This is a genomic window from Actinomycetota bacterium, assembly GCA_035759705.1.
Classification (GTDB): Bacteria; Actinomycetota; CADDZG01; order JAHWKV01; family JAHWKV01; genus JAJCYE01.
Genome location: DASTUJ010000107.1, coordinates 24,413 through 48,893, shown reverse-complemented (window position 1 = coordinate 48,893; position 24,481 = coordinate 24,413). Strand labels below are relative to the sequence as shown.

The 24,481-nt window shown below is 67.2% G+C and carries 27 protein-coding genes and 1 tRNA gene; 10 read left to right on the top strand and 18 right to left on the bottom strand.

The genetic code is table 11. From position 1 onward, the window contains the following. The 6 genes from VFV09_07445 to VFV09_07420 form a co-directional block, all read right to left on the bottom strand. Positions 1-660, bottom strand: a 660-nt coding sequence (locus VFV09_07445; protein HEU4867545.1) for a serine hydrolase domain-containing protein, incomplete at its 3' end; no start/stop codon positions are given. Beyond that, on the bottom strand, positions 657-1,406 hold the full coding sequence (locus VFV09_07440; protein HEU4867544.1) for a hypothetical protein: 750 nt from the start codon (positions 1,404-1,406) through the stop codon (positions 657-659). The genes VFV09_07440 and VFV09_07445, both read right to left, overlap by 4 nt. After that, positions 1,403-2,302 carry an ATP-binding cassette domain-containing protein gene (locus VFV09_07435; GenBank protein ID HEU4867543.1) on the bottom strand — a complete coding sequence of 300 codons (900 nt, stop codon included), beginning with the start codon at positions 2,300-2,302 and terminating at the stop codon, positions 1,403-1,405. Before VFV09_07435 ends, VFV09_07440 begins: the two co-directional genes overlap by 4 nt. A gap of 104 nt (positions 2,303-2,406) precedes the next feature. Further along, positions 2,407-3,075 carry a response regulator transcription factor gene (locus VFV09_07430; GenBank protein HEU4867542.1) on the bottom strand — a complete coding sequence of 223 codons (669 nt, stop codon included), beginning with the start codon at positions 3,073-3,075 and terminating at the stop codon, positions 2,407-2,409. Further along, positions 3,072-4,226 (bottom strand): sensor histidine kinase, encoded by a 1,155-nt coding sequence (locus tag VFV09_07425; protein HEU4867541.1) that lies wholly within the window; start codon positions 4,224-4,226, stop codon positions 3,072-3,074. Before VFV09_07425 ends, VFV09_07430 begins: the two co-directional genes overlap by 4 nt. Positions 4,227-4,256: 30 nt before the next feature. Further along, positions 4,257-4,544, bottom strand: a complete 288-nt coding sequence (locus VFV09_07420; protein ID HEU4867540.1) for a GNAT family N-acetyltransferase — start codon at positions 4,542-4,544, stop codon at positions 4,257-4,259. A gap of 52 nt (positions 4,545-4,596) precedes the next feature. On the opposite strand from VFV09_07420, the gene VFV09_07415 reads away from it, so the two are divergent. The 3 genes from VFV09_07415 to VFV09_07405 are packed head-to-tail and all read left to right on the top strand — an operon-like array spanning position 4,597 to position 6,493. Beyond that, complete coding sequence (locus VFV09_07415; protein HEU4867539.1) at positions 4,597-4,800, top strand: hypothetical protein; 204 nt, start codon at positions 4,597-4,599, stop codon at positions 4,798-4,800. After that, positions 4,790-5,182, top strand: coding sequence for a type II toxin-antitoxin system death-on-curing family toxin (locus tag VFV09_07410; GenBank protein HEU4867538.1), 393 nt, complete (start codon positions 4,790-4,792; stop codon positions 5,180-5,182). The genes VFV09_07415 and VFV09_07410 overlap by 11 nt, the downstream gene beginning before the upstream one ends. Before the next feature lie 45 nt (positions 5,183-5,227). Next, positions 5,228-6,493 carry a hypothetical protein gene (locus tag VFV09_07405; protein ID HEU4867537.1) on the top strand — a complete coding sequence of 422 codons (1,266 nt, stop codon included), beginning with the start codon at positions 5,228-5,230 and terminating at the stop codon, positions 6,491-6,493. Here the strand turns inward: VFV09_07405 and VFV09_07400 are convergent. Continuing rightward, positions 6,490-6,963, bottom strand: a complete 474-nt coding sequence (locus VFV09_07400) for a hypothetical protein (GenBank protein HEU4867536.1) — start codon at positions 6,961-6,963, stop codon at positions 6,490-6,492. The genes VFV09_07405 and VFV09_07400 overlap by 4 nt on opposite strands. Positions 6,964-7,102: 139 nt before the next feature. Here VFV09_07400 and VFV09_07395 point away from each other — a divergent pair, with 139 nt between their 5' ends. After that, positions 7,103-7,276, top strand: coding sequence for a hypothetical protein (locus tag VFV09_07395; GenBank protein HEU4867535.1), 174 nt, complete (start codon positions 7,103-7,105; stop codon positions 7,274-7,276). Between the two features lie 12 nt (positions 7,277-7,288). Here VFV09_07395 and VFV09_07390 read toward each other — a convergent pair whose 3' ends face one another. The 3 genes from VFV09_07390 to VFV09_07380 form a co-directional block, all read right to left on the bottom strand. After that, the gene (locus VFV09_07390) at positions 7,289-7,810 is read right to left on the bottom strand and encodes a hypothetical protein (GenBank protein HEU4867534.1); all 522 of its coding nucleotides are present in this window, start codon (positions 7,808-7,810) and stop codon (positions 7,289-7,291) included. A 74-nt stretch (positions 7,811-7,884) separates the two neighbouring features. After that, positions 7,885-8,802: a DUF5996 family protein gene (locus VFV09_07385; GenBank protein HEU4867533.1), complete on the bottom strand. Its 918-nt coding sequence runs from the start codon at positions 8,800-8,802 to the stop codon at positions 7,885-7,887. A 32-nt stretch (positions 8,803-8,834) separates the two neighbouring features. Further along, on the bottom strand, positions 8,835-9,743 hold the full coding sequence (locus VFV09_07380) for a YihY/virulence factor BrkB family protein (GenBank protein ID HEU4867532.1): 909 nt from the start codon (positions 9,741-9,743) through the stop codon (positions 8,835-8,837). Positions 9,744-9,868: 125 nt separating this feature from the next. On the opposite strand from VFV09_07380, the gene VFV09_07375 reads away from it, so the two are divergent. After that, positions 9,869-11,287: a cytochrome P450 gene (locus tag VFV09_07375; GenBank protein ID HEU4867531.1), complete on the top strand. Its 1,419-nt coding sequence runs from the start codon at positions 9,869-9,871 to the stop codon at positions 11,285-11,287. Positions 11,288-11,330: 43 nt separating this feature from the next. On the opposite strand, the gene VFV09_07370 is transcribed toward VFV09_07375, so the two are convergent. From VFV09_07370 to VFV09_07360, 3 genes are read right to left on the bottom strand one after another with little or no spacing between them, the layout of a single operon-like run. Beyond that, the gene (locus VFV09_07370) at positions 11,331-12,155 is read right to left on the bottom strand and encodes a DUF899 family protein (GenBank protein ID HEU4867530.1); all 825 of its coding nucleotides are present in this window, start codon (positions 12,153-12,155) and stop codon (positions 11,331-11,333) included. 42 nt (positions 12,156-12,197) lie between these two features. After that, on the bottom strand, positions 12,198-15,173 hold the full coding sequence (locus VFV09_07365) for a proline dehydrogenase family protein (protein HEU4867529.1): 2,976 nt from the start codon (positions 15,171-15,173) through the stop codon (positions 12,198-12,200). 49 nt (positions 15,174-15,222) lie between these two features. Beyond that, positions 15,223-15,720, bottom strand: coding sequence for a hypothetical protein (locus VFV09_07360; GenBank protein HEU4867528.1), 498 nt, complete (start codon positions 15,718-15,720; stop codon positions 15,223-15,225). Positions 15,721-15,870: 150 nt separating this feature from the next. Between VFV09_07360 and VFV09_07355 the strand changes: the two genes are divergently transcribed. The 5 genes from VFV09_07355 (at position 15,871) to VFV09_07335 (ending at position 18,669) form a co-directional block, all read left to right on the top strand. Next, on the top strand, positions 15,871-16,728 hold the full coding sequence (locus VFV09_07355) for a hypothetical protein (protein HEU4867527.1): 858 nt from the start codon (positions 15,871-15,873) through the stop codon (positions 16,726-16,728). A gap of 17 nt (positions 16,729-16,745) precedes the next feature. Beyond that, a complete protein-coding gene (locus VFV09_07350; protein ID HEU4867526.1) occupies positions 16,746-17,165 on the top strand; it encodes a hypothetical protein in 420 nt (139 codons plus the stop codon). A 25-nt stretch (positions 17,166-17,190) separates the two neighbouring features. After that, positions 17,191-17,265 (top strand) — tRNA-Asp (locus tag VFV09_07345). A gap of 142 nt (positions 17,266-17,407) precedes the next feature. Further along, positions 17,408-18,286: an NmrA/HSCARG family protein gene (locus tag VFV09_07340; GenBank protein HEU4867525.1), complete on the top strand. Its 879-nt coding sequence runs from the start codon at positions 17,408-17,410 to the stop codon at positions 18,284-18,286. A 113-nt stretch (positions 18,287-18,399) separates the two neighbouring features. Beyond that, positions 18,400-18,669 (top strand): DUF4342 domain-containing protein, encoded by a 270-nt coding sequence (locus tag VFV09_07335; GenBank protein ID HEU4867524.1) that lies wholly within the window; start codon positions 18,400-18,402, stop codon positions 18,667-18,669. Here VFV09_07335 and VFV09_07330 read toward each other — a convergent pair. The 5 genes from VFV09_07330 to VFV09_07310 are packed head-to-tail and all read right to left on the bottom strand — an operon-like array spanning position 18,666 to position 24,456. Next, positions 18,666-20,231 (bottom strand): alpha-amylase family glycosyl hydrolase, encoded by a 1,566-nt coding sequence (locus tag VFV09_07330; GenBank protein ID HEU4867523.1) that lies wholly within the window; start codon positions 20,229-20,231, stop codon positions 18,666-18,668. The two genes, VFV09_07335 and VFV09_07330, sit on opposite strands and share 4 nt — an antisense overlap. Continuing rightward, the gene (ugpC, locus tag VFV09_07325; protein ID HEU4867522.1) at positions 20,228-21,409 is read right to left on the bottom strand and encodes a sn-glycerol-3-phosphate ABC transporter ATP-binding protein UgpC; all 1,182 of its coding nucleotides are present in this window, start codon (positions 21,407-21,409) and stop codon (positions 20,228-20,230) included. The genes VFV09_07330 and ugpC overlap by 4 nt, the downstream gene beginning before the upstream one ends. A gap of 13 nt (positions 21,410-21,422) precedes the next feature. Next, positions 21,423-22,247 carry a carbohydrate ABC transporter permease gene (locus tag VFV09_07320; protein ID HEU4867521.1) on the bottom strand — a complete coding sequence of 275 codons (825 nt, stop codon included), beginning with the start codon at positions 22,245-22,247 and terminating at the stop codon, positions 21,423-21,425. After that, entirely contained in the window at positions 22,244-23,170 is a 927-nt protein-coding gene (locus VFV09_07315) for a sugar ABC transporter permease (protein HEU4867520.1), read from the bottom strand. The genes VFV09_07320 and VFV09_07315 overlap by 4 nt, the downstream gene beginning before the upstream one ends. Then, the gene (locus VFV09_07310; GenBank protein HEU4867519.1) at positions 23,167-24,456 is read right to left on the bottom strand and encodes an extracellular solute-binding protein; all 1,290 of its coding nucleotides are present in this window, start codon (positions 24,454-24,456) and stop codon (positions 23,167-23,169) included. Before VFV09_07310 ends, VFV09_07315 begins: the two co-directional genes overlap by 4 nt. Positions 24,457-24,481: the final 25 nt, after the last annotated feature.

Below are 24,481 nucleotides of genomic sequence, written 5' to 3'. Positions count from 1 at the left end.
TATGTAGCTGGCGGTCATGCCCAGCGGGTTGAGGATCCGCTCCCGGACCTCGGCGTGCCACGGGCGGCCGGTGGCCCCCTCGATCACCTCGCCGAGGATCAGGTAGTTGGTGTTGGAGTAGGCGTACGCCGACCCGGCGGCAAACTCTGGCTCGCTCTTGGCCACAATCTTCAGGACGGCGTCGACGGACCAGGCGCGTTCGGGGTGATCGACCAGAGCATCGACCAGCTCGGTGCTGCGGCCGGAGTCGGGCAGCCCGCTGGTGTGGGCAAGCAGGTCCTCGACAGTTACCCCGTCCAGCAACTTGGCGACCGGCGTCGGTCGCGGCAGGTGGTCGACGACCGGGTCGTCAAGAGAGAGGCGGTCCTCTTCTTTCAGCTGCATGACCACCGTCGCCACCAGCATCTTCGTGATCGAGGCCACCCGGAACTGCGAGTCCGCACTGATCGCCTCGCCGCCCCCGCGCCGCTCGGTGCCCGAGACCAGGACGCGCTCCCCGGCGCCCTCGCCGGACACAATCGCCACCACGCCGGGGACCGGGGTTCTCTCCCGCCACGCTTCGACCGCCCGCTCCAGGTCGTCGCCCGGAGACGAGGCCTGAGCCGCCGGCCGGCAGGCCGCCAGGGCCAGCACCGCCAGCAGGGCGAAAGCCCGCCTCACGTGAAGTCCCGCTTCGTGATTGCGGCGCCTCCGGCGGCTACGGCCGCTGCGGCGTACCCCGCCATGAGCACCGCCCCGGCCCACATCGGCAGCAGCCCGGGCAGGTCGGCCCGGCCGAGTGAAGCGGTGGCCCCACCGGGCATCCACGCCATCAGCCCCATCAGGCCGAAGCTGGGCAGCAGGGTCTCGACCACCAGGATCCAGGCCAGCGGGATCATCAGCGAAGCGATCTGGTTGGGGATGAGAGCACCCAGCCCGACGCCCAGGGCGCCGTAAAGGGGCATGCCGATCATCACGCCGCCGAGCACCGCCAGCATCTCTTTGTTCACCACTGCGCCGAATGGGATGCCCTCCCGGGAGAAGACCGCTGCCGTCAACCCGACCAGCACCGCGCCCATGGCCACCAGGTAGACCGCCGAGAGCAGAACCACTGCGGCAACTTTGGAAGCCAGTACCCGCCACCGGTCGGGCGTCGCCAGGAAGGTCCAGTCGATCGTCCCGTGCCGGACCTCGGTGCTGACCGAAAGAACTCCGATCACCAGGAAGACGATCGTCCCGGACCCCGCCGCCAGGAGCATGTCCTTCGTACTCGCCGCGGTCCCCAGCGGCGCCGCCTCGATCTTGCCCGCCGACACCACGATCATCGTGAACCGGACCAGGCTGAAGACCACCGCTCCGGCGATAAGCCCCTTGAACGTCCGGACGGTCGATAGCTTGCGGAACTCGGCTCGAATCAACCTGCTCATGACTGAACACCTCCAACGGTGAGATCCAGGATCACGTCCTCCAGTTGGGGGCGGTCCATCTGCATCTCGTAGACGACGATCCCGGTGCGGGCGACCACCCGGCCGACCTCCTCCGGCGTGGCGCCGGCAACAATCACCTCACCGTCGTCGCCGGCGAGCGGCCTCATTCCCGCGTCGGTCAAAGCCTTGACCAGCGCCTCCCGGTCCGGGGTCCGTACCCTGACGGCGGCGGCCTGACCGGTCGACATGATCTGCTCCACCGTCCCCTGCCTCACCAGCCGGCCCTGCTTCACCACCACCAGGTGGTCGGCAGACAGTGCGAGCTCGGCGATCACGTGGCTCGACAAAAGAACGGTCCCGCCGCCCAACGCGTGGGCGCGCAGGGTGTCCCGGAGCCAGCGGACCCCCTCCGGGTCCAGGCCGTTGGCCGGCTCGTCGAGGATGAGGATCTCCGGACGGGCCAGCAGGGCGCCGGCCAGCCCGAGGCGCTGCCTCATGCCCAGCGAAAATCCGCCGACCCTGCGGGAAGCGGCCCCCGCAAGGCCGACCTCCTCCAGCGTCGGGTCCACCCGGTCGAGCGGGACCCCGGCCGCCGTAGCAAGCACCCTCAAGTGGTCGCGGGCCCGGCGGCCGGGGTGGAAGGCTCCGGTCTCCAGAACCGCCCCCACGGTCGCCGGCGGGTTGGGAAGCTGCCGGTAGGGGACGCCGTTCAGTAGGGCGGTCCCGGCGTCGGGCCGCACCAGGCCTAGGATCGCCCTCAGCGTCGTGGACTTGCCTGCTCCGTTGGGGCCGACGAACCCGGTGATCGTACCCGGGTCGACGGAAAAGCTGAGGTCGTCGACTGCGGTCACGTCGCCGAACCGCTTGATCAGACCGGATACCTCGATTGCTGCCATGGTGCCTCCCGCTGGTTTGGAAGTGGACACCTCCCAAGGTAGGCAAACGGCGGGTGGAAATCGTCGGTCCGGGGAGTGCACTTGGGCGTACATCCCCAGAGGTACTAGGTCCCTCCGGGGGTGACCAGCCCGGACTCGTATGCCAGCACCACCAGCTGGGCCCGGTCCCGCATCCCGAGCTTCGTGAGGATCCGGGAGACGTGGGTCTTCACGGTGGCGTAGCTGAGCGTCTCCAGCTCGGCGATCTCGGCGTTCGACAGGCCGCGGGCCACCAGCCCGAGCATCTGGCGCTCCCGCTCGGTCAGCTGCTCGAGGGCAAGGGCCGACCGTTTGTCGGCGGCCGCCGGGCGGCGGGCGAACTCGGTGATCAGGCGGCGGGTGACCGCCGGGTCGAGCAGGGCGTCGCCTCCGGCGACGATGCGTATGGCGCCCAGGATGTCCTCCGGTGCGGCGTCCTTCAGAAGGAACCCGCTGGCGCCGGCCCGCAGGGCGGCGTAGACGTTTTCGTCGGCGTCGAAGGTGGTCAGCACCAGTACCTTCACGCCGGCGCAGTCGGGGTCGGCGACGATGCGGCGGGTAGCCTCGATCCCGTCGCACCGGGGCATGCGGACGTCCATGACCACCACGTCCGGTTGTCGTTTGCGGGCGAGGTCGACCGCCTCCAGCCCGTCGGCCGCCTCGCCGGCGCACTCCATATCACCGGCGTGGTCGAGCAGGGTTCTAAGGCCGGCCCGGACGAGGCCCTGGTCGTCCGCGATGGCCACCCGGATCATCCGGCCCCCAGGCTGAGGGGGATGCGCGCCTGCACCCGGTAGCCGCCGCCCGGCACGGGGCCGGCGTCGAGCGTCCCCTCGTACAGCTGCACCCTCTCTTTCATCCCGACCATTCCCATCCCGCCGCCCGCCTGCCCGCCGGCGCCGCCGCCGGACGGTTCGTTGCTGATGAGCAGAGACAGTTCGCTGTCGGTGACCTTCACCGTCAGCTCGGCCTTGACGGCTCCGTTGTGTCTCACTGCGTTGGTCAGGGCTTCCTGGACGATCCGGTAGGCCGCCAGGGCCGGCCCCGGCGGAACCCGGTCCAGCGGGCCCTCGGCGTGCACCTCCACCGCCATTCCGGCGGCGACCACCTCGGCGACCAGCCGGTGCAGGTCCCCGAGCCCCGGTGCGGGCGCCAGCCCCTGATCGTCCTCGGCTCCCTCCCGCAGCAGACCCACCAGGCGGCGCATCTCCTGCAGGGCGTCCCGGCTCAGCCGTTCGACGGTCGACAGGGCCTCGATCGCCGCCTTCGGGTTGTCGGCCCCGACCAAGCGACCGGTGCCGGCGTGCATGGCGACCACGGTCATCGAGTGGGCGACCACGTCGTGCAGTTCCCGGGCGATGCGCCGGCGCTCCTCCGACACCGCGTACCGGGCAAGCTCCTCCCGGGTGGCGGCCAGCTCGTCGGCCCGGCGGGCGTGCTCCTCTGCAGCAGTGCGGGAACGCTGGACCAGGTGGCCCAGCCACCAGGCGACGCCCGCCAGGACCGAGTAGAAGACCACCGATGCGAACCCCGGAAAGGCCGGCCCGACCATAACCAGGAGGGCGACCACCGCCGTCATGGCCGCAGCCGCAACTGCCGACCGGCGGCCGGGCAGTCCGGCGCCGGCGCTGTACATGGCAAACAGGACCGCCGGGCCCAGCATGAAGACGGGAAAACCCAGGACGACGTAAAGCGCAGCGGTGGCGGCGAGAAAGACGAGCACCGGGAGCGGGTAGCGCCGGCGGAACAGCACCGATCCGCCGTGAAACGCGGAGGTGACCAGCCCGGCGGGCAACACCGAATCGCCTGCCACTTCGAGGTGGAGCACTACGGCTGCGGCCGTCGAGAAGGCGGCGACCGTCAGATCGACGGCCCAGTCGACCCAGGCCTTACGAAGCGCGTTCATCGCCCAGAATTATGCGCCCGGCGGCTGCTATCACCCCGGCCGGTCCACCTTGACCTTGCTTTCGGGGTGGCGGTCCAGCCAGGCGCCGACGAACGGACACAGGGGGACGATCGTCAGATCCCGGGCGGTCGCGTCCTCGACGGCGGCCCGAACCAGGGCCGACCCGATGCCCCGGCCCTCGATGGCCGGAGGGACGCCGGTGTGGGTGATGACCATCCGGTCACCGGTGAGCCGGTAGGTGAGCTCGGCGGTGTACCCGTCGACCACGGTGTGAAACCGGCCGGATGTCTCGTCGTTGGTGACTTCCAGGTCGATCATCCGATGACTATGGCAGGTACAGGTTCAGGTATCAATTTGATACCATCGACGCATGGCTATGACCCTGCGATTGACGGCTGAGGAGCAGAAGGCTCTGCAGGCGCGTGCAAAGGCCGACGGCATCTCGATGCAGGAAGCGGCACGCCGAGCGGTTCGGGACTACGTGGCGAGCGGCCGGCATCGCGAGCGGGTCTCCGAGGCAGCTCGCAAAGTGATGGACGCTCACGCGGACGCCTTGAACCGCCTTGGCGAGTGATGAGGAGTTCGAGTACCTCGACCTCAACGATCTGATTTACCTGGCGCGGGCGCTCTTCGGTGACCCGCCGCCCATCAGAGATCACGGTCTCCTGGGCGCTGCGGCCGGGAGGGTAGCGGTTACCGTATCGGGTGAAGACGCCTATCCGGACATTTGGACCAAGGCCGCGGCGCTCCTTCAGTCGATCGTAAAGAGTCACCCGCTGGTCGATGGAAACAAGCGGCTGGGGTGGCTCGCCGCCGCCGCCTTTCTCGAGATCAATGGCGTGGCCATAACAGCCGCCCCCAATGACGGCGTGTACAGCTTGGTGATGGAGGTTGCGGCCGGCCGGCAGTCGGTCGAGGAGATCGCCGCCAGGTTTCGCCGGCTTCTCCAGACCTGAAACTTCAGCCTTCAAAACGGCCGACCTCCCGCCTAAAATCTATGCATGTTTCGGCGAGCGGGGGCCGCCCGGGCCATCATCTGTCTTCTTCTGCTGCTTCCGGCCGCTTGCAGCCGTCTCGATTCCACGGCCTCTCCCAAAACGACCTCGTTGCCAAAGGCCGCCAAGAGTTCGCCCAGCGAGGACAAGATCGTCCGGGAGATCAACCACCAGATCGTCGGGCCGCTCCAAAAAGCCTTCGAAACCTCCGACAGGAAGGCCCTGCCCCCGATCAGCACCGGGCTCAAAGACCGCTACATGGAGCGAATTCTGCTCGCGGTGGACCGAACCCGGGATTTCGGGGTCAACAAGGTAAGCCTGAAGATGGATACGAAGGAGCATGACCGCTCCGAGCACCACCGGTCCTTGTCGGGCTCGTATCGTTTGAAGGACGTAACGGTCGACCTGCCCTTCTCTGCGAGCATCCGGGTCGATCCCGTCGGGGAAGACGGCTGGCAGCTCGGGTACCTGGAGTGGGAGCTGGAGCCGGCCTGGGCGGTCGAAAATACGGTGACCCGCACGAAAACCCCCGCAGCGCTCATCTTTCACCCGCCGGACTTTGACGCTGCCGAGCTCGGCACGCTGGTGGCCGAAGCTCGGTCGAACCTGGGCAAGAGCCTTTCCGACGTGCGTTCCAAGACCTACCTGGTCCTGGTTCCTGGGGACTCAAGGGACTTTGACCTGGTCGGCGGCGGCGGTGCCGCCTCGGTTACCAGCGTCCACTCGACCAAAGGCCGAGAGTTCACCGTCTCGGAACCGTGGTTGCTCGTGAACCTCGGTGACTGGGAGGACGCCGACCCTCCGACCCGCCGGAGCCTGATCCTGCACGAGGTCACTCACGCCATCCTCACCCCGGTGACTTCGGCGCTCGTGCCCGACTGGGTAGGCGAAGGCGTTGCCGTCTACTTCTCTGGAGAACCCGGTTTGGAGGCTATCCGGCGCAAACCCGAAGAATTACAGGAGCGGTCGCTTATGAAGATGGCCGAAGGCCAGTGGCGGGGCCTATCGGTCTCCGATTATGCAATCAGCGGTGCCGCCATCTCCCACCTCGTAGAACGGTTCGGGGAGAAGGCCGTCCTTGATTTCCTGGAATCGTGCGACGAGGAGCAGACCGACGAGGAACTCGAGAAACTCAGTTGGGCGATGATCCGGCACGAGACCGCCCGGGAGCAGGCCGAGGCCATCGCCGCGAGACTCCTCGAAAAGCGGTTCGACATGACGCTTGAACAGCTCGACGCCGCCGCCAAGGACTGGATCCGAGCCCGGATCTAGTCGGCGGTTTGCGTGACCTCCGTCACCATGTAACCGGCCGACACGCCGCCGTCCACCCGGTAGGTCGTCGACCCGCCCTCGTACCGGAACCGGCAGAAATAGTGGTCGACCTCGTGGTCGCACCCCATGAACTCCGGGTCTGGCCCGGTGTAAGGACGGGAAAAAACCTCGTCCACCGCCTTCTGGTCGGCGAACTTCAACGCCTTGGCCTTGTCGCCCGCTTTCCACGCCTCGAACAGATGCTTGGCCGCCTCCTCCGGATCGGTGAGCTTCTGGGGATCCGCAGTGCCTGACGCGTTCGGCTCCGCCGAAGCTGGAGCAGAAGGCTCGGCCGACGCCGTGGCGGAAGCGGCGGGGGTCGGGGACCCTTCGATAACCGGATCGTCCTGGGTACAACCTGCAGCAGCGACGACAGCGACCAGCAGGACCGCAACCCGCCGGACTATGGCCTTCTTGGCTTCCCCAATCATCAGATCCCCCGTTCTGTTCCGGTCCCGATAAGTGCGCGAAAGACCACAATGAACCGGCCCCGGATGGCAGGCAAGCGTTTGATGGGAAACAACGTGGCATGATTTCCGCACAGACACCGAACTGGCGAAGGAGCACCGGATGGCCAACTTTAGATGCGAGGACTGCGGTCTCGACATGATGGAGGACAGTTCCACCGGCAGCGAGCCCTGCCCCAAGTGCGGCAAGGACATGGTCCGCTCAGAGGGCGTCGTCCTCAAGAACTTCGGGGGTGGAGGATTCGCGGCCCCGGACCAGCCGGTCACCGGCAAATAGCCTCCCGGGAACCTAACCGGTCGGCAGGGGCGAAGGGCCTTCCTCCCCCAGGCTGAAGCCGGCCACGGTCTTCCCCCCGGCGTCGAGCCCCCGCACTGCCTGCACGTGCTGCGGCGGGTCGGGGTTCAGCATGACGACGAAAAACCGCCGGTCGGGCACTTCCGTCGACGAAAGGGTCGCCACCTCCGGGCTTGGACCTTCGGCAAGGTTGACCACCACCCTCGCGACCTTCTCGTCGGTGATCCCTATGACGAACTTCGGCACCTGCTCCGGGTTCAGCCCGCCGAAGGCGTAGCGCAGGTCGTCGTCGCCGTTGAAGTCCTGTTCCGAATTCTCGTCGCAGATCATGAAGTCGCCCGCCTCCTCCAGCCGTCGCAGCTGGACGCAGACCGGGTCTCCGGGGACCAGCTTGAGTTCGTATTCGAGTCCGGGGCCGCCGGATCCCTGGGCCAGGGTCAGGGGATCGGCGGTTGGGGTGGCCGCGGGAGAGCCGGTTTCACCTGCGGTGACTGAGGCGGACGGAGAGGGCGCCACCGCCGGATCCTCCGTGCGACACGCCCCGGCCGAAAGGCAGAGCAGCACAACACAAGCGAACCACCTCATCCGTTTCATCTGATCTCCGATCCGCCGGAGGCCGTGAAGGCCTCGATATCCCAGTTGCCGGTCGTTGCGCCCGCCCGGTACGCGCTCTCGAAAAAACCCAGCAGCGTCGCCTCGGGCTCGGGGCTAGTCCTGACTTCGTCGTAGGGAAGGTAGGCAGTCCCCGCCTGCTCGTTCCAGAAGGCTGCCGACGGCTCCAGCGGCTGCGCGGTCAGGCCCTCGGGGGCCGGGGCGGTGTAGCAGTAGAAGGAGGGCGCAGGCGTTTTGTCGTCCCCCGGCCAGAAGCCGCACGATATGACTTCGTGCGAGTACGCCTCCAGCGTCACCCGGTCGGCGCCGGGCCGGGCCGGAGCGGGGCGGCCGGAGTAGCGGGCGTACGCCAGGTCGAAGCTGTGCCAGAACAGGTGGGCCGGACTCTGCTTGCCGTTGAATCCGCCGGCAAACCGGTTCATGACGTCGACGGTCCGGCGGAGGACGGTCCAGTAGCGGGCCACCGCCTCCTCGTCGTAGGCGTCGTGGACCGTGTCTTCCGAAAGAAGCGGCCCATCGAGGTCGAACGGGGCCGGGTAGATCTCCACTTCCAACGACAGATCGGCCAGCGCATCGAACAGCTGCCCGTAGAAGCTCGCGCAGGTCAGCCCATGGCGCAGTTGGAACGACCCGGATTCCCCGGCGCTGGTGATCACGTGCAGGAGGGAGTCGACGAAGTCGAACCGGATCTCCACGGACCGGCCGTCGGGCATGGGCATGGGGCCGGTCGTCAGTCCGCGGGTGCCGACGTACAGGGTCACGTGCCACCAGTGGTTGCGAAAGGGTACGAGCGCCATCCTGATCTTGCCGACCGTCTGCGCGTAGCGGTGGAGGGTCTGCTTGGTGTCGGTCCAGTCGGCGTAGGGAAGAGGCGGCCAGGCGGCGAAATCGGTCACCCGGCGACATTAGCGTTGAGCGGCGCCGGAGTCTAGGCCCTGCCCTCTCGCATGGCGGTCTGGCGCTCCAACTCTGCGTTCAGCTCGCCCCCCAGCATGATCGCCAGGCCGGTCAGGTAGAGCCAGAAAAGGAGGATTACCACGCTGGCCAGCGGCCCGTAGGTCTCACCGTACTTGGCGAAGTTGCCGACGTATACCGAGAAGGCGCCCGATGCCAGCAGGAACAGGAACGCTCCTAACAGCCCACCCGGGCTGACCCACTTCCAGTTCGGCTTCTCCCGGTTGGGGCCGAGGTAGTAGTAGACGGCGAACAGGGTGATCACAACGACGACGGTGACGATCCAGCCGATCACCGACCAGATGACGCCCTTGGCCGCGAAGAACGGTGAGGGGATGGCTCCGAGGACGCCGGTGGCGATGACGAGCAGGAGTGCGATGGCCCGAGCCTTGAAAAACTTGCGCTCGTTGGGCACGTCGTACGCCACGTCGAGCCCCTGTTGCAGCGCGTTCATGCCGGCGGTTGCGCTCCATAGAGCGATCGCGATACCGATGACCGCCGCCATCACCGAGGTCCCCTTGGAAGCGCTTTGGGCACTGTCGATGGCGGTGGTGAGGATTTTGCCCGCTCCGCCCGGGACGGTGGTGCCGATCGAGTCGTTCACCGACCCCATCAACTGCGAGCCCAGGCCCAGCAGGTCGACGATCCCGACCGCTGCGATGAGCGCCGGGAAGATCGCCAGGAAGAAGTAGAAGGCCAACGAGGCGGCGACCATCGTCACCCGGTCCTCCTTGAACTCCTTCATCACACGCTTGGCGGTGGCCTTCCAGTCGCTCTTGGTCAGGTCCAGGGGCGAGTCGGGGCCGCCGGTGTCCTCGGTCTTGGTCGGGATGGGTTCCCCGGGACCCTCGAAGGTCGCGCCTTTCTTCAGTGAGTGAGCCATGCGCCTGTGGTACCCACATTTACCCCACAACACTCCATAGCCGGGTTGACTTTGCCGGGTGAGGGGGTACCATTACATCAACTGATGTCGCATTGTTGAATGTCTTGATGGGTCGGGAGGCAAAGATGGCGGTTCAGGCAGACGAAATCCGGGAAGCGGGCAAGCGGGTTCCCCCCGGTCCGAAGGGCTCACCGATTCTCGGATCGGCCCTTGACCTCAAGAACGACCTGCTCGGCACCACCCACCGGGCGATGCTCGAGTACGGCGACGTGGTCCGCTTCACGGTCGGCCCGGCCGGGCGGTTCCAGGAGGAGGCGTACGGAGTCTTCCATCCCGACCACATCCAGCAGGTCCTGACCTCCAAGACCGCCGGATACGTCAAGGACGACGGCGTCTGGAACGAACTTCGCCACCTGTTGGGCGACGGCCTTCTGACCAGCGAGGGCGAGGAGTGGAAGCGCCAGAAGCGTATGATCCAGCCGATCTTCACGCACCGCCGGGTCGCCTCCTACGTCCCGATGATGGCGGACGAGACCCGCTCCGCCGTCGAGCGCTGGAACCGGTTCGCGGATGCCGGCGCCACCGTGGACCTGAACGACGAGATGGCCCGGCTGACCCTGTCGGTGGTCGGAAGGGCGCTGTTCGGCGCCGACGTCGAGGGTGCGGTTGCCGTCATCCGGCAGACGGTCCCGTTCCTCAGCGAGCGGGCGATCCACCGGGCCCTCTTTCCGGTCGCCATCCCGGAGACCTGGCCGACGCCGGGCAACCGCAAGGCTCTGAAGTACCAGAAGGCTTTGTACGACGTGGTCGACGAGTTGATCGCCGCCCGCCGGACCAAGCCCGCCGAGGGCGAGGACCTGCTGGGATTGCTGCTGCAGGCAACCGACCCCGAAAACGGCCAGGGACTGGACGACGAAGAGGTCCGGGACCAGGTACTGATCTTCCTGCTGGCGGGCCACGAGACCACCGCAACCTCGCTGACCTTCACGCTGCACCTGCTGGGCCAGCACCCCGAAATCCAGTCCTACCTGCAGACCGAGGTGGACCGGGTGCTGCAGGGCCGGACCGAGCCGACGCTCGAGGACGTGATGAATCTTCGCTACACCACGATGGTGATCAAGGAGGCTATGCGCCTCTACCCGGCGGCCTACGGCATCCCCCGGTTCTGCAAGAACGGCGACACCATCGGCGGTTACGAAATCCCTGCCGGCAAGAGCGTGTTCTGCAGCACCTGGGCCACCCACCGGCACCCGGACTTCTGGGAGGACCCGGAGGAGTTCGACCCGGAGCGTTTCACGCCGGAACGGGAGAAGGCCCGCCCGCGCTACGCCTACTTCCCGTTCGGAGGGGGCGCCAGGGCGTGCATCGGCCAGTACTTCTCGATGCTGGAGGCGGCGGTCGTAACCGCGCTTCTGATGCAGAGCTTCAAGGTGACGACTCCCGAGGGCCCGGTGAAGCTGTTCACCGGCATCACCTTGCGACCTGAAGGGGCGGTTCCCGCAAGGATCGAGCGGAGAGAGCTAAACCGCCCTCGACTTTCATAGAAGGGGCGGTTCCCGCAAGGATCGAGCGGAGAGAGCTAACACCTTAGTTACTCGTCGGTTGATGTTCGCCCTGGCGACCTAGGGTCTCCTCACGGGTCGCCCCGGGGCGGGTCCACTGCGGCACGGGCCGGCTGGTCGGGGCCCAGCTGGCGGCGCCGTCGGCGTCCGAGCGCCAGTACCAGCAAATCTGCGCGCCGTGCCCCCCGACCGGCGAGTTGACCTGCGCAGGCTCGGGCCAGCCTTCGGGGTTGTCCTCCCACGCCTCTCGGCGGCCGTAGGGCGTCATGTCGAGCAGGCCCAGCGTCGTGTCGGCAGGCTCGTTGCCCCGGCCCGTCGTGGAGTAGGTGAGGAACACACGGTCGCCGTCGCGCAGCCAGCACACGATGTGCCCCTCCTCGGTGGCGATCGACTTTTCCACGCCCCGCACCGAGTACCACGGCTGGGTGTACCCCATGAACTCGACGTAGGGAGCCACCTCCTCCCACGCGCCCGAGGTCAGGGCGGCGAACGAGACGCCCCGAGCGTTGAGGTAGACGGCGTCATCCATGTGCCAGAGGTTGAAGGTGCAGCCCTCGCACTGGCCCTGGTGCGGCGCGCCGTCGTACCACATGGAGTGGTAGACGACGAGCTCGTCGCGACCCTGGAACAGGTCGATGAACGGGACGGGCCCGTCGGCGCCGGTGACCACGGCCCGGGCATCGACCTCGACCATCGGCAGCCGCCGCCGGGCCGCTGCGATCGCATCGCCCTCACGGGTGTGGGCCTTCTCGCGGACCAGCAGCTTCTCGCGCTCGGCCTGCCAGGTGGCCATGTCGACAATTGGAGGTTTGCCGGTAAGGGCTCTGCTCGGGTTGGCGGGCGTGCTCATGGTGTCCCTCCTGTCGAATCTCGTCGCCTCGTGGTCAGTGATTTAGACCCCGCCCGCCTCCTCCGACGGCGCGAAGCCCTGGCGCAGCGTGTTCTCGGTGACCACCCTGGGGTTCAGGAACTGCATCAGGTAGTCGGGCCCCCCGGCCTTCGAGCCGACCCCGGACATCCCGTACCCGCCGAACGGCTGGCGGCCGACGACCGCGCCGGTTGTCGGGCGGTTCAGGTAGACGTTGCCGGCCCGCATCTCGTCGGCCGCCCGCTCCAGGTGCGAGGGCAGCCGGGAGTACAGACCGCCGGTCAGGGCGTACTCGGTGTCGTTGGCCAGCTTCATCGCCTCGTCGAAGGTCTTCGCCTTCAAAACCGACAGCACCGGCCCGAATATCTCCTGCTTGACCAGGTCCGATTCGGGGCTAAGGCCGTCGAAGATCGCCGGGCCCGCGAAGTAGCCTTCCGCTGGGACGTCCTCCCGGACCAGCACCGCCCGGCCCTCCTTCCGGCCCTGCTGGATGCAGTCGTGCACGCGTTTGTAGGCGTCCTCGTCGATCAGCGGCCCGACGGTCACGCCGGACTTCCGAGGGTGCCCGACTATGACCTCCTCCCCCGCTGCGGCCAGGCGTTCCAGGGTCTCGTCGTAAACCGAGGAGAGCACGATCAGCCGGCTCGCCGCCGAACACTTCTGACCTGCGTACCCGAAGGCGGAGTGGAGGATGCCCGGTACCGCCTGGTCCAGGTCGGCGTCCGAATCCACGATGATCGCGTTCTTGCCCCCCATCTCGGCCACCACCCGCTTGACGTGCGACTGCCCCGGCTTGTGCCGGGCCGCGCTCTCCACGATCCCCAGGCCGACCGCGCGAGAGCCGGTGAAGGTGACGAACGACACCTCCGGGTGCTCGACCAGCGCCGGGCCGACCTCCTCGCCGTAGCCCGGCAGGAAGTTCAGCACGCCGTCCGGCAGGCCGGCAGCCTTGAACGCCCGGACGATCTGCCAGGCGACTCCCGGGCTCTGTTCCGCCGGCTTCAGGACCACCGGGTTGCCGGCGACCAGCGCCGCCGCGGTCATCCCCATCGGGATGGCCAGTGGGAAGTTCCACGGAGCGATGACCACGCCCACCCCCCGGGAGGCGTAGGTCAACCGGTTCCGCTCGCCCGGCGGAGACTGGACCAGGCCCCCCTTGTCGAGCCGGATCATCTCCCGGCCGTAGTACTCGCAGAAGTCGATGGCCTCACAGACGTCGGCGTCGGCCTCCTTCCACGGCTTGCCGGCCTCGAATATCTGCAGGGCCGCCAGCTCACCTCTGCGCTCCCGCATCCAGTGGGCCGCCCGGAACAGGATGGCCGAACGCTCGACGGCCGGGGCGCGCCTCCAGGCCGGCCAGGCGGAAGCGGCGGAAGCGATGGCCCCCGCGGCCTCCTCGGGCCCGCATGCGGCCGACGTTGCGACCGTCGTCGACGGGTCCCCCGGGTCGACCGAGGTGATGGTCCGGCGCGTCCAGATCTCCCGCCCGCCGATCACCGCCGGGACCTCCAAGCCGAGTGAACACCGCTCGATCTCGGCCCCGAACGCCTCCATCATCCCCGGCCGGCGCCACTCCGCCAGCGGCTCGGGCTCGTATGCCGACGGCGACGAAGGGTTGGTCGAACGGCGAAGACTGCCCCGCTCCGGGTCGGGCAGCTCCAGGGCGGCCGGCGGGGCGACCAGCTGCTCCAGCGACCAGCTCTCGGCAAAACGGTGACGGATGAACGACTCGTTGGAGGTGTTCTCGAGGAGCCGGCGGACCAGGTACGCCATCCCCGGGATCAGCTCGCCCACCGGGGCGTAGATCCTGAGGCGAAGCCCCAGGCTGCGAATCGCGTGTTGGATGGGCTCGGCCATCCCGTAGAGCATCTGCAGCTCGTATCCCCGGTCCGAGATGCCCTTCTCCCGGGCGTAGGCCACGGCGTAGGCCAGGGACCGAAGGTTGTGGCTGGCGAAGGCCGCCTTGATGGTGCCGTGGGCGTCGTGCAGGAGGCGTACGCAGCGTTCGTAGTTCAGGTCGGTCTGGGCTTTGTGCTCGTAGACCGGGATTGGCCACCCCTCCGCCTGGGCGACTACCGTCTCGGTGTCCCAGTAGGCGCCCTTGACCAGCCGGACGGTGAACGGCCGGGACCGGCTCCCCGACCAGGAGATCAGGTCTTGAAGGTCCCCGGCCGACTCCTTCAGGTAGGCCTGGACCACGACGCCGCCCTCCATGGCCTCGAACTCCGGCTCTCCCCACAGCTCCTTGACCAGGCGGTAGGTCAGGGCCTTGACGTCGTAGTGCTCGGTGTCGAGATTGATGAACGCCCCCAGTGCCTGCGCCCGGCGAAGGATCGGCCGGAGCCGGGACTTCACCTGCTCCAGACCCTCCTCGGCGGTCAGCGGGGAGAACTTGGGGCTGAGGGCGGTCGGCTTCACGCTGAGGTTGACCCGGGCCAGCGGCCCCACGTCGTCCCGCTCCAGGTGCGACTGCGCCTCCCACTTGAGAGTGGAGGACCCCAGCGCCTCCAGCATCTCCAGCACGCGGGCGGCGTAGGCGTCGGCCTGGCCGGAGGTTAGGGTTTTCTCGCCGAGCAGGTCGACGGTGAAGCTGCTGCCGTGACCCCAGAGGCGGCGCAGGTCGTCCTCGGCGTCGTGCGGAGACTCGCCGACGATGAACTGCCGGGCCATGCGCCGGATGTTCCTCCGGGCGACCAGGGCGGAGGTCGCCTTTCCGAGGGGAACCCGGTCGGCAAGGTCGAGCCCGAGCTTGAGCTGGGAGGGGACCTCGACCCCCTCGAAGTACTCCTCGAGGTGGCGGACGACGTTTTCGTCGGACCTGAGCGCCGGGAAGACGTCTACGAAGTGAAAGAGCCGGGTTTTGAACGCCGCATGCGCCATGGCCCACTCGAGCATGCGCTCGCTCCACCACGACATGTTGAAGACGCTGGCCTGCTCCCCGGCGCCGAGGTCGGCGATCCGGCGCGCAAGATCCGTGACCTCATCGTCCAGCGAGGCCACGGATCAGCCGACTTTCTCTGCTTCGGCCCTCAACATGAGGGCCAGAGTATCAGCGCAGGAACGCCTTCCTGGACATCTTTAGGCGCTCGACCTCGAGGCCGTCCCGCTGTTCGATGGCGGACTGGATCAACTTGTCGTAGCTGAATGCAGACAGGCGCTCGTCGGCTTCGGCAATCTCGTTCAGGGTGGTCCACAGGCCGAGCTTGCCCGTGATCCCCATCATGAGGCCCTCACACTCCCGAACCGATCCCATGTCGCCGGCGTTACCTGCGCCGCTGGCGCCTGAGAGACCGGTACCGATTGACTGCGCAACCTTGGCGCCGGCGCTCTTGATGGGGTTCTCCTCGGCTCCGACCTTGTCCATGATCCGCTCGAGGGTGTCCTGGTCCGCCTTGATGGACTTGACCAGTCCCTGGAAGAACTCGTTGTTGGGGTTCTGCTCGGCAAGCTTCTCGGCTACTCCGACGCCTGCGACCGAGCCTGCAAGGTGGTCGGTTAGGTACGACCTAAGGGTAGCGGTGTCAACTGTTGCGGCGGTCTGCACCATGGATTCCCTCCTCTGGAAAATAGGTGCTACTGGGGCCATAAGTCTAGTTGGAAAGTCTCCCCATAGGGTTGGAAAGCTAAACCACGGCGTTACAGGACGTCGCGACCCGGGGGAGTTTGGCGAGAGCGGCCCGCTGGGTACCCTGTCTTGGTGCTCCCCCCTCTAAAACTCTTTGCGCTGCTGCCGGCCCTGGCCCTGCTTTTGGCCGCCTGCGGGTCCGGCGAACGCACCTCGGGAAGCGGGGCCCGGGAAGAGTCCGGAGCCGCTTCCGCATCGCCGTCCGCGGTTGAGGAGGAGGTCGACGAGGACGCCCAGGCCACGGTTCGGATCTACCAGCTTCAACTGACGACCGGCACCGAAAAGGGCGGCGACCGCCTTCGTATCATGGTGAACAACGCCACCCCCGACCTGCGAATAACGCTCACCGGGCCGATCGACCAGGAAGGAAGATCGGTGACCGTGTGCTCGGTGACCGACGAGACCAGCCTGCCGCCGAGCACCCAGTGCGTGCTGCCGGTGTCCGGTAGGCCGGTCGACCTGCCCGCCGCTCCCGGGATCCGGGGGGCGGAGATATCCCTTGCCGGAAGGTCCCCGCTGGTGGACCTCGACGAGATTGCGCTCAGCTTCACCGCAACCGACCGGCGCGTGAAGTTCCTGCTGCCCAACCTCCAGCCGGCCCCGGCGGACGCCACCTGCGCCCCCCGGGGCTGCCCCTCGTTTGAGATGAACCCGGCCCGCGACGGCGACCTGAATGCGACTGCGAGCTGGGGCGAAGCGGGCTCGGCGCTGGTGGACATCCGGACGGCCGTACCGGCCCCGGACACCGGTACCGCCGCGACCCCGCCGGCGTACACCGTCGTCTCATCCGCGACCTCGGCGTCGAGCGCCGGCCCCGGATCGGTCTCGGTGGGGGCGACCCTCAAGGCCGAGGACTCATCGATCCTCGCGTTGACCAACAACGGCACCGGAGCCCTGCTGTTCCCGGTGCTGGAGGCAACCTGGCCGTAGGCCGGTCAGAGTGCCTGGTGGACGGGCTGTTCGCCGGGGCGGTCGCCGGCCTGATCGGGGGTCTGCCGAGCACCCTGGCGCTTACGCTGCCCGAGCTCGACCGGTCGGTTCGCTCCATCGCCCACCTGGTACCCGGCAACTCCCACCTGACTTCCCGCTGGAGCCGCCGGGTGGCGGGGGCGGCCACCCACATGGCGATTTCACTGTCGGGAAGCGTGCTCTACTCCTGCTGGGCTCGGCGTCGCCTTCCAAAGCCCTCGTTCATCGGGGCCGCTGCTTTCGGGGTCGCGCTGTGGGCGGTCGACATAAAGCTGCTGGCGCCCCAGCCGATGCTCGACGAAGACCCCAGCCTCAAGCTGCCCGACCATCTGTGCTGGGCCGTGGTGGTCGAAATGTGCCTGCGGAAGCGTGCGGCACGCAGGGGTGAGCCCGAGTAGCGTTAGGATAGTTACCGACAGCACTGCGGGCGTGGAGCAGCACGGTTAGCTCGTCACCCTGTCAAGGTGAAGGTCGCGGGATCGAAGCCCGTCGCCCGCGCAGCCCGGAGCAACCAAACGATTCTCAAATGGTTGCTCTAAGCACGTCACTACCGCTCTAAGGAATCTTTGGTTGACACTTTGTTGTCAGCCGCAAGAATTCCTTAGAGCGGTTTTGTTTTGCCCGGCGTAGAAACGAACTTATGGAGACAGCTTCCCGAGAGCAATCTGTTGCAGTTTGCGGCTCCACAGGGAGAGTGGGTGGCGCGGTCGCCCGAAGTCTTATCGAGCATGGATGGCGCGTCAGGGCCCTTACACGGAAGCCCAAGGGTGAGCCGGCCCGCGCCCTTGCCGGGCTGGGCGCAGACGTAATCAAGGCCGATATGAACGATCCGGCATCACTACGGAAACCGTTCGCCGGCGCTTACGGGGTGTTCAGCGTCCAGAACGGGCTGAAGGCCGGCTTCGACAAAGAGATCCGGCAGGGCCGGAATGTCGCCGATGCGGCAAAGGCTGCGGAGGTTCCGCACCTGGTGTACCTGTCGACAATCACCGGCGGCGGCCGGACCGGCGTCGGCTCGTTCGACGGCAAGATGGCTATCGAGGAGTACATACAAGAGCTCGCCCTCCCCGTAACCGTCCTTCGGCCCACCGCCTATATGGAGCTCATGACCGACAAGAAGTTCTCGCCCGCGGTCGGCACCTGGAACATTTGGCCCCGGCTGATGGGCGACGAAAGGGCGATCCCTTGGATCGCCGTCTCGGACATTGGAGCGATTGCGGAGCGGGTTTTTGCCGGGTCCGAGCAGTTCATCGGCCGGGAGCTGAACCTGGCGGCCGACGTTCGGACGCTCGCCGAGTGTCGCTCGATCTACGAGGAGGTGGCGGGCCACCCACCTCGCTCCTCGTCCATGCCGTTATGGCTGTTCGACCGGTTCACCCGGGGGGACCTGAGCAGGATGTGGACCTGGCTGGGCAAGAACGAGGTTCCGACCGACACCACCCTGACCCGGGAACTCCTGCCTTCGGCCTTGACGGTTCGCGAGTGGCTTGAGACGAAATCGGACGAGCTTCGCGGCTAAAGAGAAGGCCCCTGAGGCCCATCGTCGCTGCAGGGGCTTTTTCATGGAGATCCCCGATAGGAACTATCGCTCCCGGGTGGGACACTCAATTGGTGCCAACAAAGGAGGCTTGAATGGACGTCGAGTTCGAACGAGACAGCTTCAAGGTCGATGCCGAGGGGCTCAAGAACAAGGTCAAGGAGCTCATCCACGAGGGCAACGTCCGCCGCATCATCATCAAGGACGACAAAGGTCACACGGTGATGGAGGTCCCGGTGTCGATCGGCGTGGTCGGGGCGATTGCCGCTCCGGTGGTGGCGGCGATCGGCGCCATCGGGGCCCTCGCCGCCAGGTGGACGGTTGAGGTCGAACGGCGTGAGCCGGAAGCGCCGGCCGGTCCTTAAGGCTTGAGAATCAACGCCCCTTCCGGGGGGATCGTGCCCTCCGCCCCGGCGCCGGTACGGTAGCTGGCCAGCACGAGCTCGCCGCCGGCCGGCATCCGACCTTCGACACCGTCGCCGAACCTCACGGTGGAGCTTGAGAAGTTGATGACCACGACGAACTTCTGGTCTTCGAAGGCCCTCTCGTAGACCAGCGTCCCCTCCGGTGACTCCAGCACGGTAAAGCTGCCCCGGTTCAATGCGGGCGACTCCCGGCGCAGGGCCAGCAGCCGGCGGTAGAGGTTGAGAATCGAGTCCGGCTCGCCCTTCAGCGACTCCACGTTCCGGGTCTCCGGGTCCGGCGGCCACGGCAGCCAGGGGTCGGAGCCCCACCCGTGGTCGGGCGACGCATCCCAGGGGATGGGGGCCCGGCAGCCGTCCCGGTTCCCGGGGTCTACCTTTCGTTCGGGCGGGATCACCGCATCCTCCAGCCCCAGCTCCTCGCCGGCGTAGACGAACGGCGTCCCTCGAAGCGTCAGCAGCAGAACCGCCGCCGCCCGTGCCCGCTCCTCCGACCCGTACCGGGTGCGGTGGCGGGGCTCGTCGTGGTTACTGAGGACCCAGGTCGGCCAGGCGTTGACCGGCCCGAACACGCGGCCGGCATCGGCCAGCTCCTTCTTCCACGCCTCGGCGCTCCATGGGGCGTAGAGGGCCGGGAAGTTGAACGCCAGGTGCAGCTCGTCGTCGTTGCCGTAGTAGGCCCCGATCTTCACCGTGTCCAGCAGGTGGACCTCCCCCACCAGCACCGGGTTCTGGGGGTACTGCTCGGCCATTGCCCTCAGCCGGCGGAGGATCGGGTGGGTGGCCGGGTCGTCGTGCACCGACGAGCGGGGCTCCAGGATCAGCTCGGGCGGCGAGTCGGGCAACTCCGGGTCCTTGCCGATGCCGTGCACCACGTCGATCCGGAATCCGTCGGCGCCCCGGTCCAACCAGAACCTGACCACATCGTGCATCGCCTCCTCGACCTCGGGATTGCCCCAGTTGAGGTCGGGCTGCTCGGGCAGGAAGAAGTGCAGGTACCACTGCTCCGTGGTGGAGTCCCAGGTCCACGCCGGGCCGCCGATGAAGGCGCCTTTCCAGTTGTTCGGCGGCTTGTCCGGGGTGCCGTCGCGCCAGATGTACCAGTCCCGCTTGGGGTTGTCCCGGGAGCTGCGCGACTCGACGAACCAGGGGTGCTGGTCGCTCGTGTGGTTGGGAACCAGGTCGACCAGAACGCGGATGCCCAGCCGGTGGGCCTCTTCAACCAGCCGGTCGAATGCGGCGAGGTCCCCGAAGAGCGGGTCGACGTCGCAGAAGTCGGACACGTCGTAGCCGAAGTCCTTCATCGGCGACGGGTAGAAGGGCGACATCCAGATCGCATCGACCCCGAGCCACGCCAGGTACTCCAGCCGGCTGCGGATGCCCTCCAGGTCGCCGACCCCGTCGCCGTTGCCGTCGGCAAACGAGCGGGGATAGATCTGGTAGATGACCGCGCTGCGCCACCAGGCGCGCGAAGAAGAGTCCGTCGACGGGGCCGGCTGGTTCAGTGGGCCACTACCGCCAGGTCGCGGGTGAGGTTCTCACCCGACGCCGGGTCGAAGAAGTGCATTTTGCTCGCATCGAAGGTCAGCTTAGCGTCCTGGCCGTGGGAGATCCGGCTCTCCGCGTCGAGCGCCACCACCAGCTGGGTCCTAAGAGACTCGCTGTCCAGCTCCCGGGCCAGCGTCTTCAGGCGGTCGTGGATCTCGGTGGTGGTCTCGAAAGGGACGTAGGCAAACAGCTCATTGCCCAGCCACTCCGTCACGTCGACGTGGTCGCTGAAGGTTACGCCGTGCGCCAGCTTGTCCTCGTCCACCAGGGCGGCGTCCTCGAAGTTCTCCGGGCGGATGCCTGCGATCAGCAGGTCGCGCTCCCCCAGCTTGTCGGCAACCTCCTGGGAGACCTCGAACGAGACGAAGGGCAGCGTGATCGTCCGGCCCTCGACGGTGGCCGGGACGAAGTTCATCGGAGGGGACCCGATGAAGCCGGCGACGAACAGGTTCACCGGGCGGGTGTACAGCTCCCGGGGGGTGTCGACCTGCTGCAGGACCCCTTTGCGCAGGACCGCGACCCGGTCCCCCAGCGTCATGGCCTCGGTCTGGTCGTGGGTGACGTAGACCGTCGTGATTCCCAGGCGGCGCTGCAGCCGGGAGATCTCGGTGCGCATCTGGCCGCGCAGCTTCGCGTCCAGGTTGGAGAGCGGCTCGTCGAAGAGGAACGCCTCGGCCTCCCGCACGATCGCCCGGCCCATCGCCACCCGCTGGCGCTGGCCGCCGGACAGCTGGCTCGGCTTGCGCTCCAGGTGGTCCTTGAGCTCCAGGGTGTCGGCCGCCTCGTTGACCTTCGCCCGGATCTCGTCCTCCGAAAACTTGCCGCTCAGCCTGAGCGGGAAGGCGATGTTCTCGTACACCGACAGGTGCGGGTAAAGCGCGTAGTTCTGAAACACCATCGACAGGTTGCGGTCCCGGGGCGCCTTCTCGTTGGCTCGTTCGCCGCCGATCAAAAGTTCGCCGGCCGAGATGTCCTCCAGCCCGGCGATCATCCTGAGAAGCGTGGACTTGCCGCACCCCGAGGGGCCGACCAGGATCATCAGCTCGCCGTCGCCGATGTCGAGGCTGACGTCGTTGACCGCCTTGAAGCCGTCGCCGTACTCCTTGAACACGTTCTTAACGGTTATCGATGCCATACGAAGTCGCTCCTTAGCCTTTAACGGCGCCGTTGGTCAGGCCGGCGACGATCTTTTTCTGGAAGAGCAGGACCAGCACGATTACCGGGATGGTCACCACTACCGCCGCCGCCGAGATCGCGCCCGCCGGCTGCTGGAACTGCGAGGCGCCGGTGAAGAACGCCAGAGCCGCCGGCACCGGGCGGGCGGAGTTGGTGGAGGTGAGGGAGATGCCGAACACGAAGTCGTTCCAGGCGAAGAAGAACGCCAGGATGGCTGCGGTGAACACCCCGGGCGCCGCCAGCGGCACAATCACCTTCCGGAACGCCTGCCAGGGCGTCGCCCCGTCCATCTGCGCCGCCTCCTCCATCTCCCAGGGAATCTCCCGGAAAAACGCCGAGAGGGTCCACAAAGACAGAGGGAGTGTGAACGACATGTACGGGATGATCAGGCCGATCCAGGTGTCGTAGAGCCCGACGGTCCGCCAGATGTTGAACAGCGGGCCGACCAGGGAGACGGCCGGGAACATCGCGATGGCCAGGGCGATCGACAGCACCGCCCGCTTGCCGGGGAAGTCCAGCCGGGCGATGGCGTAAGCCGCCACGGTGGCGATGGCCACCGACAGGGCCGTGGAGATCAGCGAGATCCCGATGGAGTTGCGGAGAGCGCTGGTGAACAGCGGGGTGTTGAAGACGGTTTCGTAGTTCTCGGTGCTGAACTGGCTGGGCCAGAAGCTCTTGTTGTTGATGTCGTCACCGGCCTTGAAGGACAGCGAGAAGATCCACACCACCGGGGCGAGCGCCCAGAGGATGATCAGCATCGCGCCGAGGACGGTCCAGGCCCCTTCCTTTCGCTTCATCCGCCCCTCACCTGGCTGAGGTCGACCTTGAACCCTTTGATGAACAGCGCGGCGATCAGCAGGACCGACAGGAAGAGCAGCACCGAGACCGCCGAGCCAAGGCCCAGGGCGGTCCGGCTGATCATCTGCCGGTAGGCGAGGAACGAGACGGTTTCGGTTTCCTGGGCCCCCGCAGTCATGATGAAGACGTTGTCGAAGAGCCGGTAGGCGTCGAGGGTCCGGAACAGCACCGCCACCAGGATCGCGGCCTTCATGTTTGGAAGCGTGACCTTCAGCAGGCGCTGCCTCCAGGTGGCGCCGTCGATCTGAGCCGCTTCCTGCAGCACCTCCGGCACCTGAGCCAGGCCGGCCAGCAGCAGCAGCGAGATGAACGGCGTGGTCTTCCAGATCTCCGACATCGAGATGACGAACAGCGAACTCCACCGCTCCCCGAACCACGACTTGTCCCCGAGGTTGAACCACTCGTTCACGAAGCCGGAGTCGAGCGCAAAGGCGTACCGCCAGGCGAATGCCGAGACCACAGTGATGATCCCGTAGGGGATTAGAATCGAGGTCCGCACGCCCCGCTTGCCGAAGATGATCTTGTGCATGACCATGGCGAAGGCGAAGCCGAGGACCAGCTCGACCACCACGGTGATGACCGTGATCGTCACGGTAGTGGCCACGTCCCGCCACCACAGGCTGTCCCCCAGGACCACCGCGTAGTTGCGGAGCCCGACGAACTCCTTGCCGGCCGGGTCGGTCAGCCGGTAGCTGAACAGCGAAAGGTACAGGGCGTTCAGCATCGGGTAGGCGGTGACCAGCAGCATCATGATCACCGCGGGGGCGACCAGCTTCCAGCCGAGACGGCGTTCGCTGACCGAGCGGTCGCTCGACTTGGCCTTCGGAACCTGGCCCGGGACGGGCGCCGCTTCGACGCTCACAGCAGCACCCGGTCGTTCAGGACGTCGCCGATGAGCTTCGCTGCCCGCTCCGGCGACTTCGGGTCGACCGAGGATGGCGGGTGGAAGCTGCGCACGACTGCTGTCGACACGTCGGTGTAGTACGGAGTCTTGGGCCGCGGGGCGGCCGCCCCGATCGACTCCCGGATCAGGTCGGCCATCGGGAAGATCTCGCGGACCTCGGCGTCGTCGTAGACCGCGGCCCGGGCGGCGGGGTTCTTGGCGCCGACCATGTACTCGGTCTGGCTCTCCAGCGAGGTGATGCAGCGGACTGCGTCCAGCGCCAGGTCGTGGTGCTCGCCGAAGGCGCCGATCCCGAGGCTGATCCCGCCCAGCGGGGGCTGGCTCTCCAGGGCCTTGTCGACCCGGGGGTAGCGTGCCCACCCGATGTCGTCTACGACCGACTGGGGCAGCGAGCCCGCGGCGACCGCCTCCTGGGCGGCGCCGTAGACGTACGGCCAGTTGACCATGTAGCCCCCTCGGTCGGACTGGAAGGCGGCCCTGCCCGCCTCCTCGTCGGTGGTGGAGATGGCGGGGTTGCGCGACGGCGAGTCCGCGATCATGGCGACGACCTCGGCCGCCTTGCGTCCGGCGTCCGAGGCGATGGAGGTCTTGACGTCCTTCCCGGCCTCCGGGTTGACCAGGATTTCGCCGCCGGCGGAGGAGATCAAAGCCGACAGCAGCACCATGTACCCCTCGTACCGGTTGCCCTGGATCTCGACCGAGGCGTTTGCCTTCTCGGCGGCGGTCACCAGGTCGGCCCAGGTGGCGTCGGTGGTCTTCGACGGGTCCAGGCCGCCTCGCTGGGCGGCCGACTTCCGGAACCACAAAAGCTGGGTGTTGGCCCAGAACGGAGCGGCGACCAGCTCGTCGTCCCAGGTCGAGTGCTCGACCGGCCCCTCCAGCACCCCCTCGGTGAACTCGCCTGCTTCGTCTTCTGAGAACGGGCGCAGGAAGCCTGCCGAGGCAAACTCCGGGATGAAGGGTGGGTCGAGGCTCATGAGGTCGATGGATGCGTCCTTGGCCGCCAGGCGCCGTACCAGCTGCTCCCGCTGGGCGGTGGCGTCGTTGGGGAGGACCGAGACGTTGATGTCATAGGCGCCGCCGGAGCCGTCGGAGCACTTCTCGGCGAGGTCCACCTGGCCGCCGTTGTCCGGGTTGATGTACCAGTTGAGGGTGGGGGTGCCGGACTCACTGCCGCACCCGGCCAGAACCGATCCGAAAAGCAGTAGGCAGAGGGCTGCTGCGGCAGGGCGGCGTGATGTCAAGCGGAGAGACCTTCAACCGCGACCC

Excerpts from the sequence above, each read along its gene's own strand:
- VFV09_07420 (HEU4867540.1), bottom strand. The coding sequence starts at position 4,544 with ATGATCGACCTGGAAGTCACCAACGACGAGACATCCGGCCGGTTTCAC.
- VFV09_07360 (HEU4867528.1), bottom strand. The coding sequence starts at position 15,720 with ATGGTGCAGACCGCCGCAACAGTTGACACCGCTACCCTTAGGTCGTAC.
- VFV09_07320 (HEU4867521.1), bottom strand. The coding sequence starts at position 22,247 with ATGAAGCGAAAGGAAGGGGCCTGGACCGTCCTCGGCGCGATGCTGATC.
- VFV09_07340 (HEU4867525.1), top strand. The coding sequence starts at position 17,408 with ATGGAGACAGCTTCCCGAGAGCAATCTGTTGCAGTTTGCGGCTCCACA.
- VFV09_07380 (HEU4867532.1), bottom strand. The coding sequence starts at position 9,743 with ATGGCTCACTCACTGAAGAAAGGCGCGACCTTCGAGGGTCCCGGGGAA.
- VFV09_07375 (HEU4867531.1), top strand. The coding sequence starts at position 9,869 with ATGGCGGTTCAGGCAGACGAAATCCGGGAAGCGGGCAAGCGGGTTCCC.
- VFV09_07335 (HEU4867524.1), top strand. The coding sequence starts at position 18,400 with ATGGACGTCGAGTTCGAACGAGACAGCTTCAAGGTCGATGCCGAGGGG.
- VFV09_07440 (HEU4867544.1), bottom strand. The coding sequence starts at position 1,406 with ATGAGCAGGTTGATTCGAGCCGAGTTCCGCAAGCTATCGACCGTCCGG.
- VFV09_07425 (HEU4867541.1), bottom strand. The coding sequence starts at position 4,226 with ATGAACGCGCTTCGTAAGGCCTGGGTCGACTGGGCCGTCGATCTGACG.
- VFV09_07430 (HEU4867542.1), bottom strand. The coding sequence starts at position 3,075 with ATGATCCGGGTGGCCATCGCGGACGACCAGGGCCTCGTCCGGGCCGGC.
- VFV09_07415 (HEU4867539.1), top strand. The coding sequence starts at position 4,597 with ATGGCTATGACCCTGCGATTGACGGCTGAGGAGCAGAAGGCTCTGCAG.
- VFV09_07400 (HEU4867536.1), bottom strand. The coding sequence starts at position 6,963 with ATGATTGGGGAAGCCAAGAAGGCCATAGTCCGGCGGGTTGCGGTCCTG.
- VFV09_07370 (HEU4867530.1), bottom strand. The coding sequence starts at position 12,155 with ATGAGCACGCCCGCCAACCCGAGCAGAGCCCTTACCGGCAAACCTCCA.
- VFV09_07405 (HEU4867537.1), top strand. The coding sequence starts at position 5,228 with ATGTTTCGGCGAGCGGGGGCCGCCCGGGCCATCATCTGTCTTCTTCTG.
- ugpC (HEU4867522.1), bottom strand. The coding sequence starts at position 21,409 with ATGGCATCGATAACCGTTAAGAACGTGTTCAAGGAGTACGGCGACGGC.
- VFV09_07395 (HEU4867535.1), top strand. The coding sequence starts at position 7,103 with ATGGCCAACTTTAGATGCGAGGACTGCGGTCTCGACATGATGGAGGAC.
- VFV09_07435 (HEU4867543.1), bottom strand. The coding sequence starts at position 2,302 with ATGGCAGCAATCGAGGTATCCGGTCTGATCAAGCGGTTCGGCGACGTG.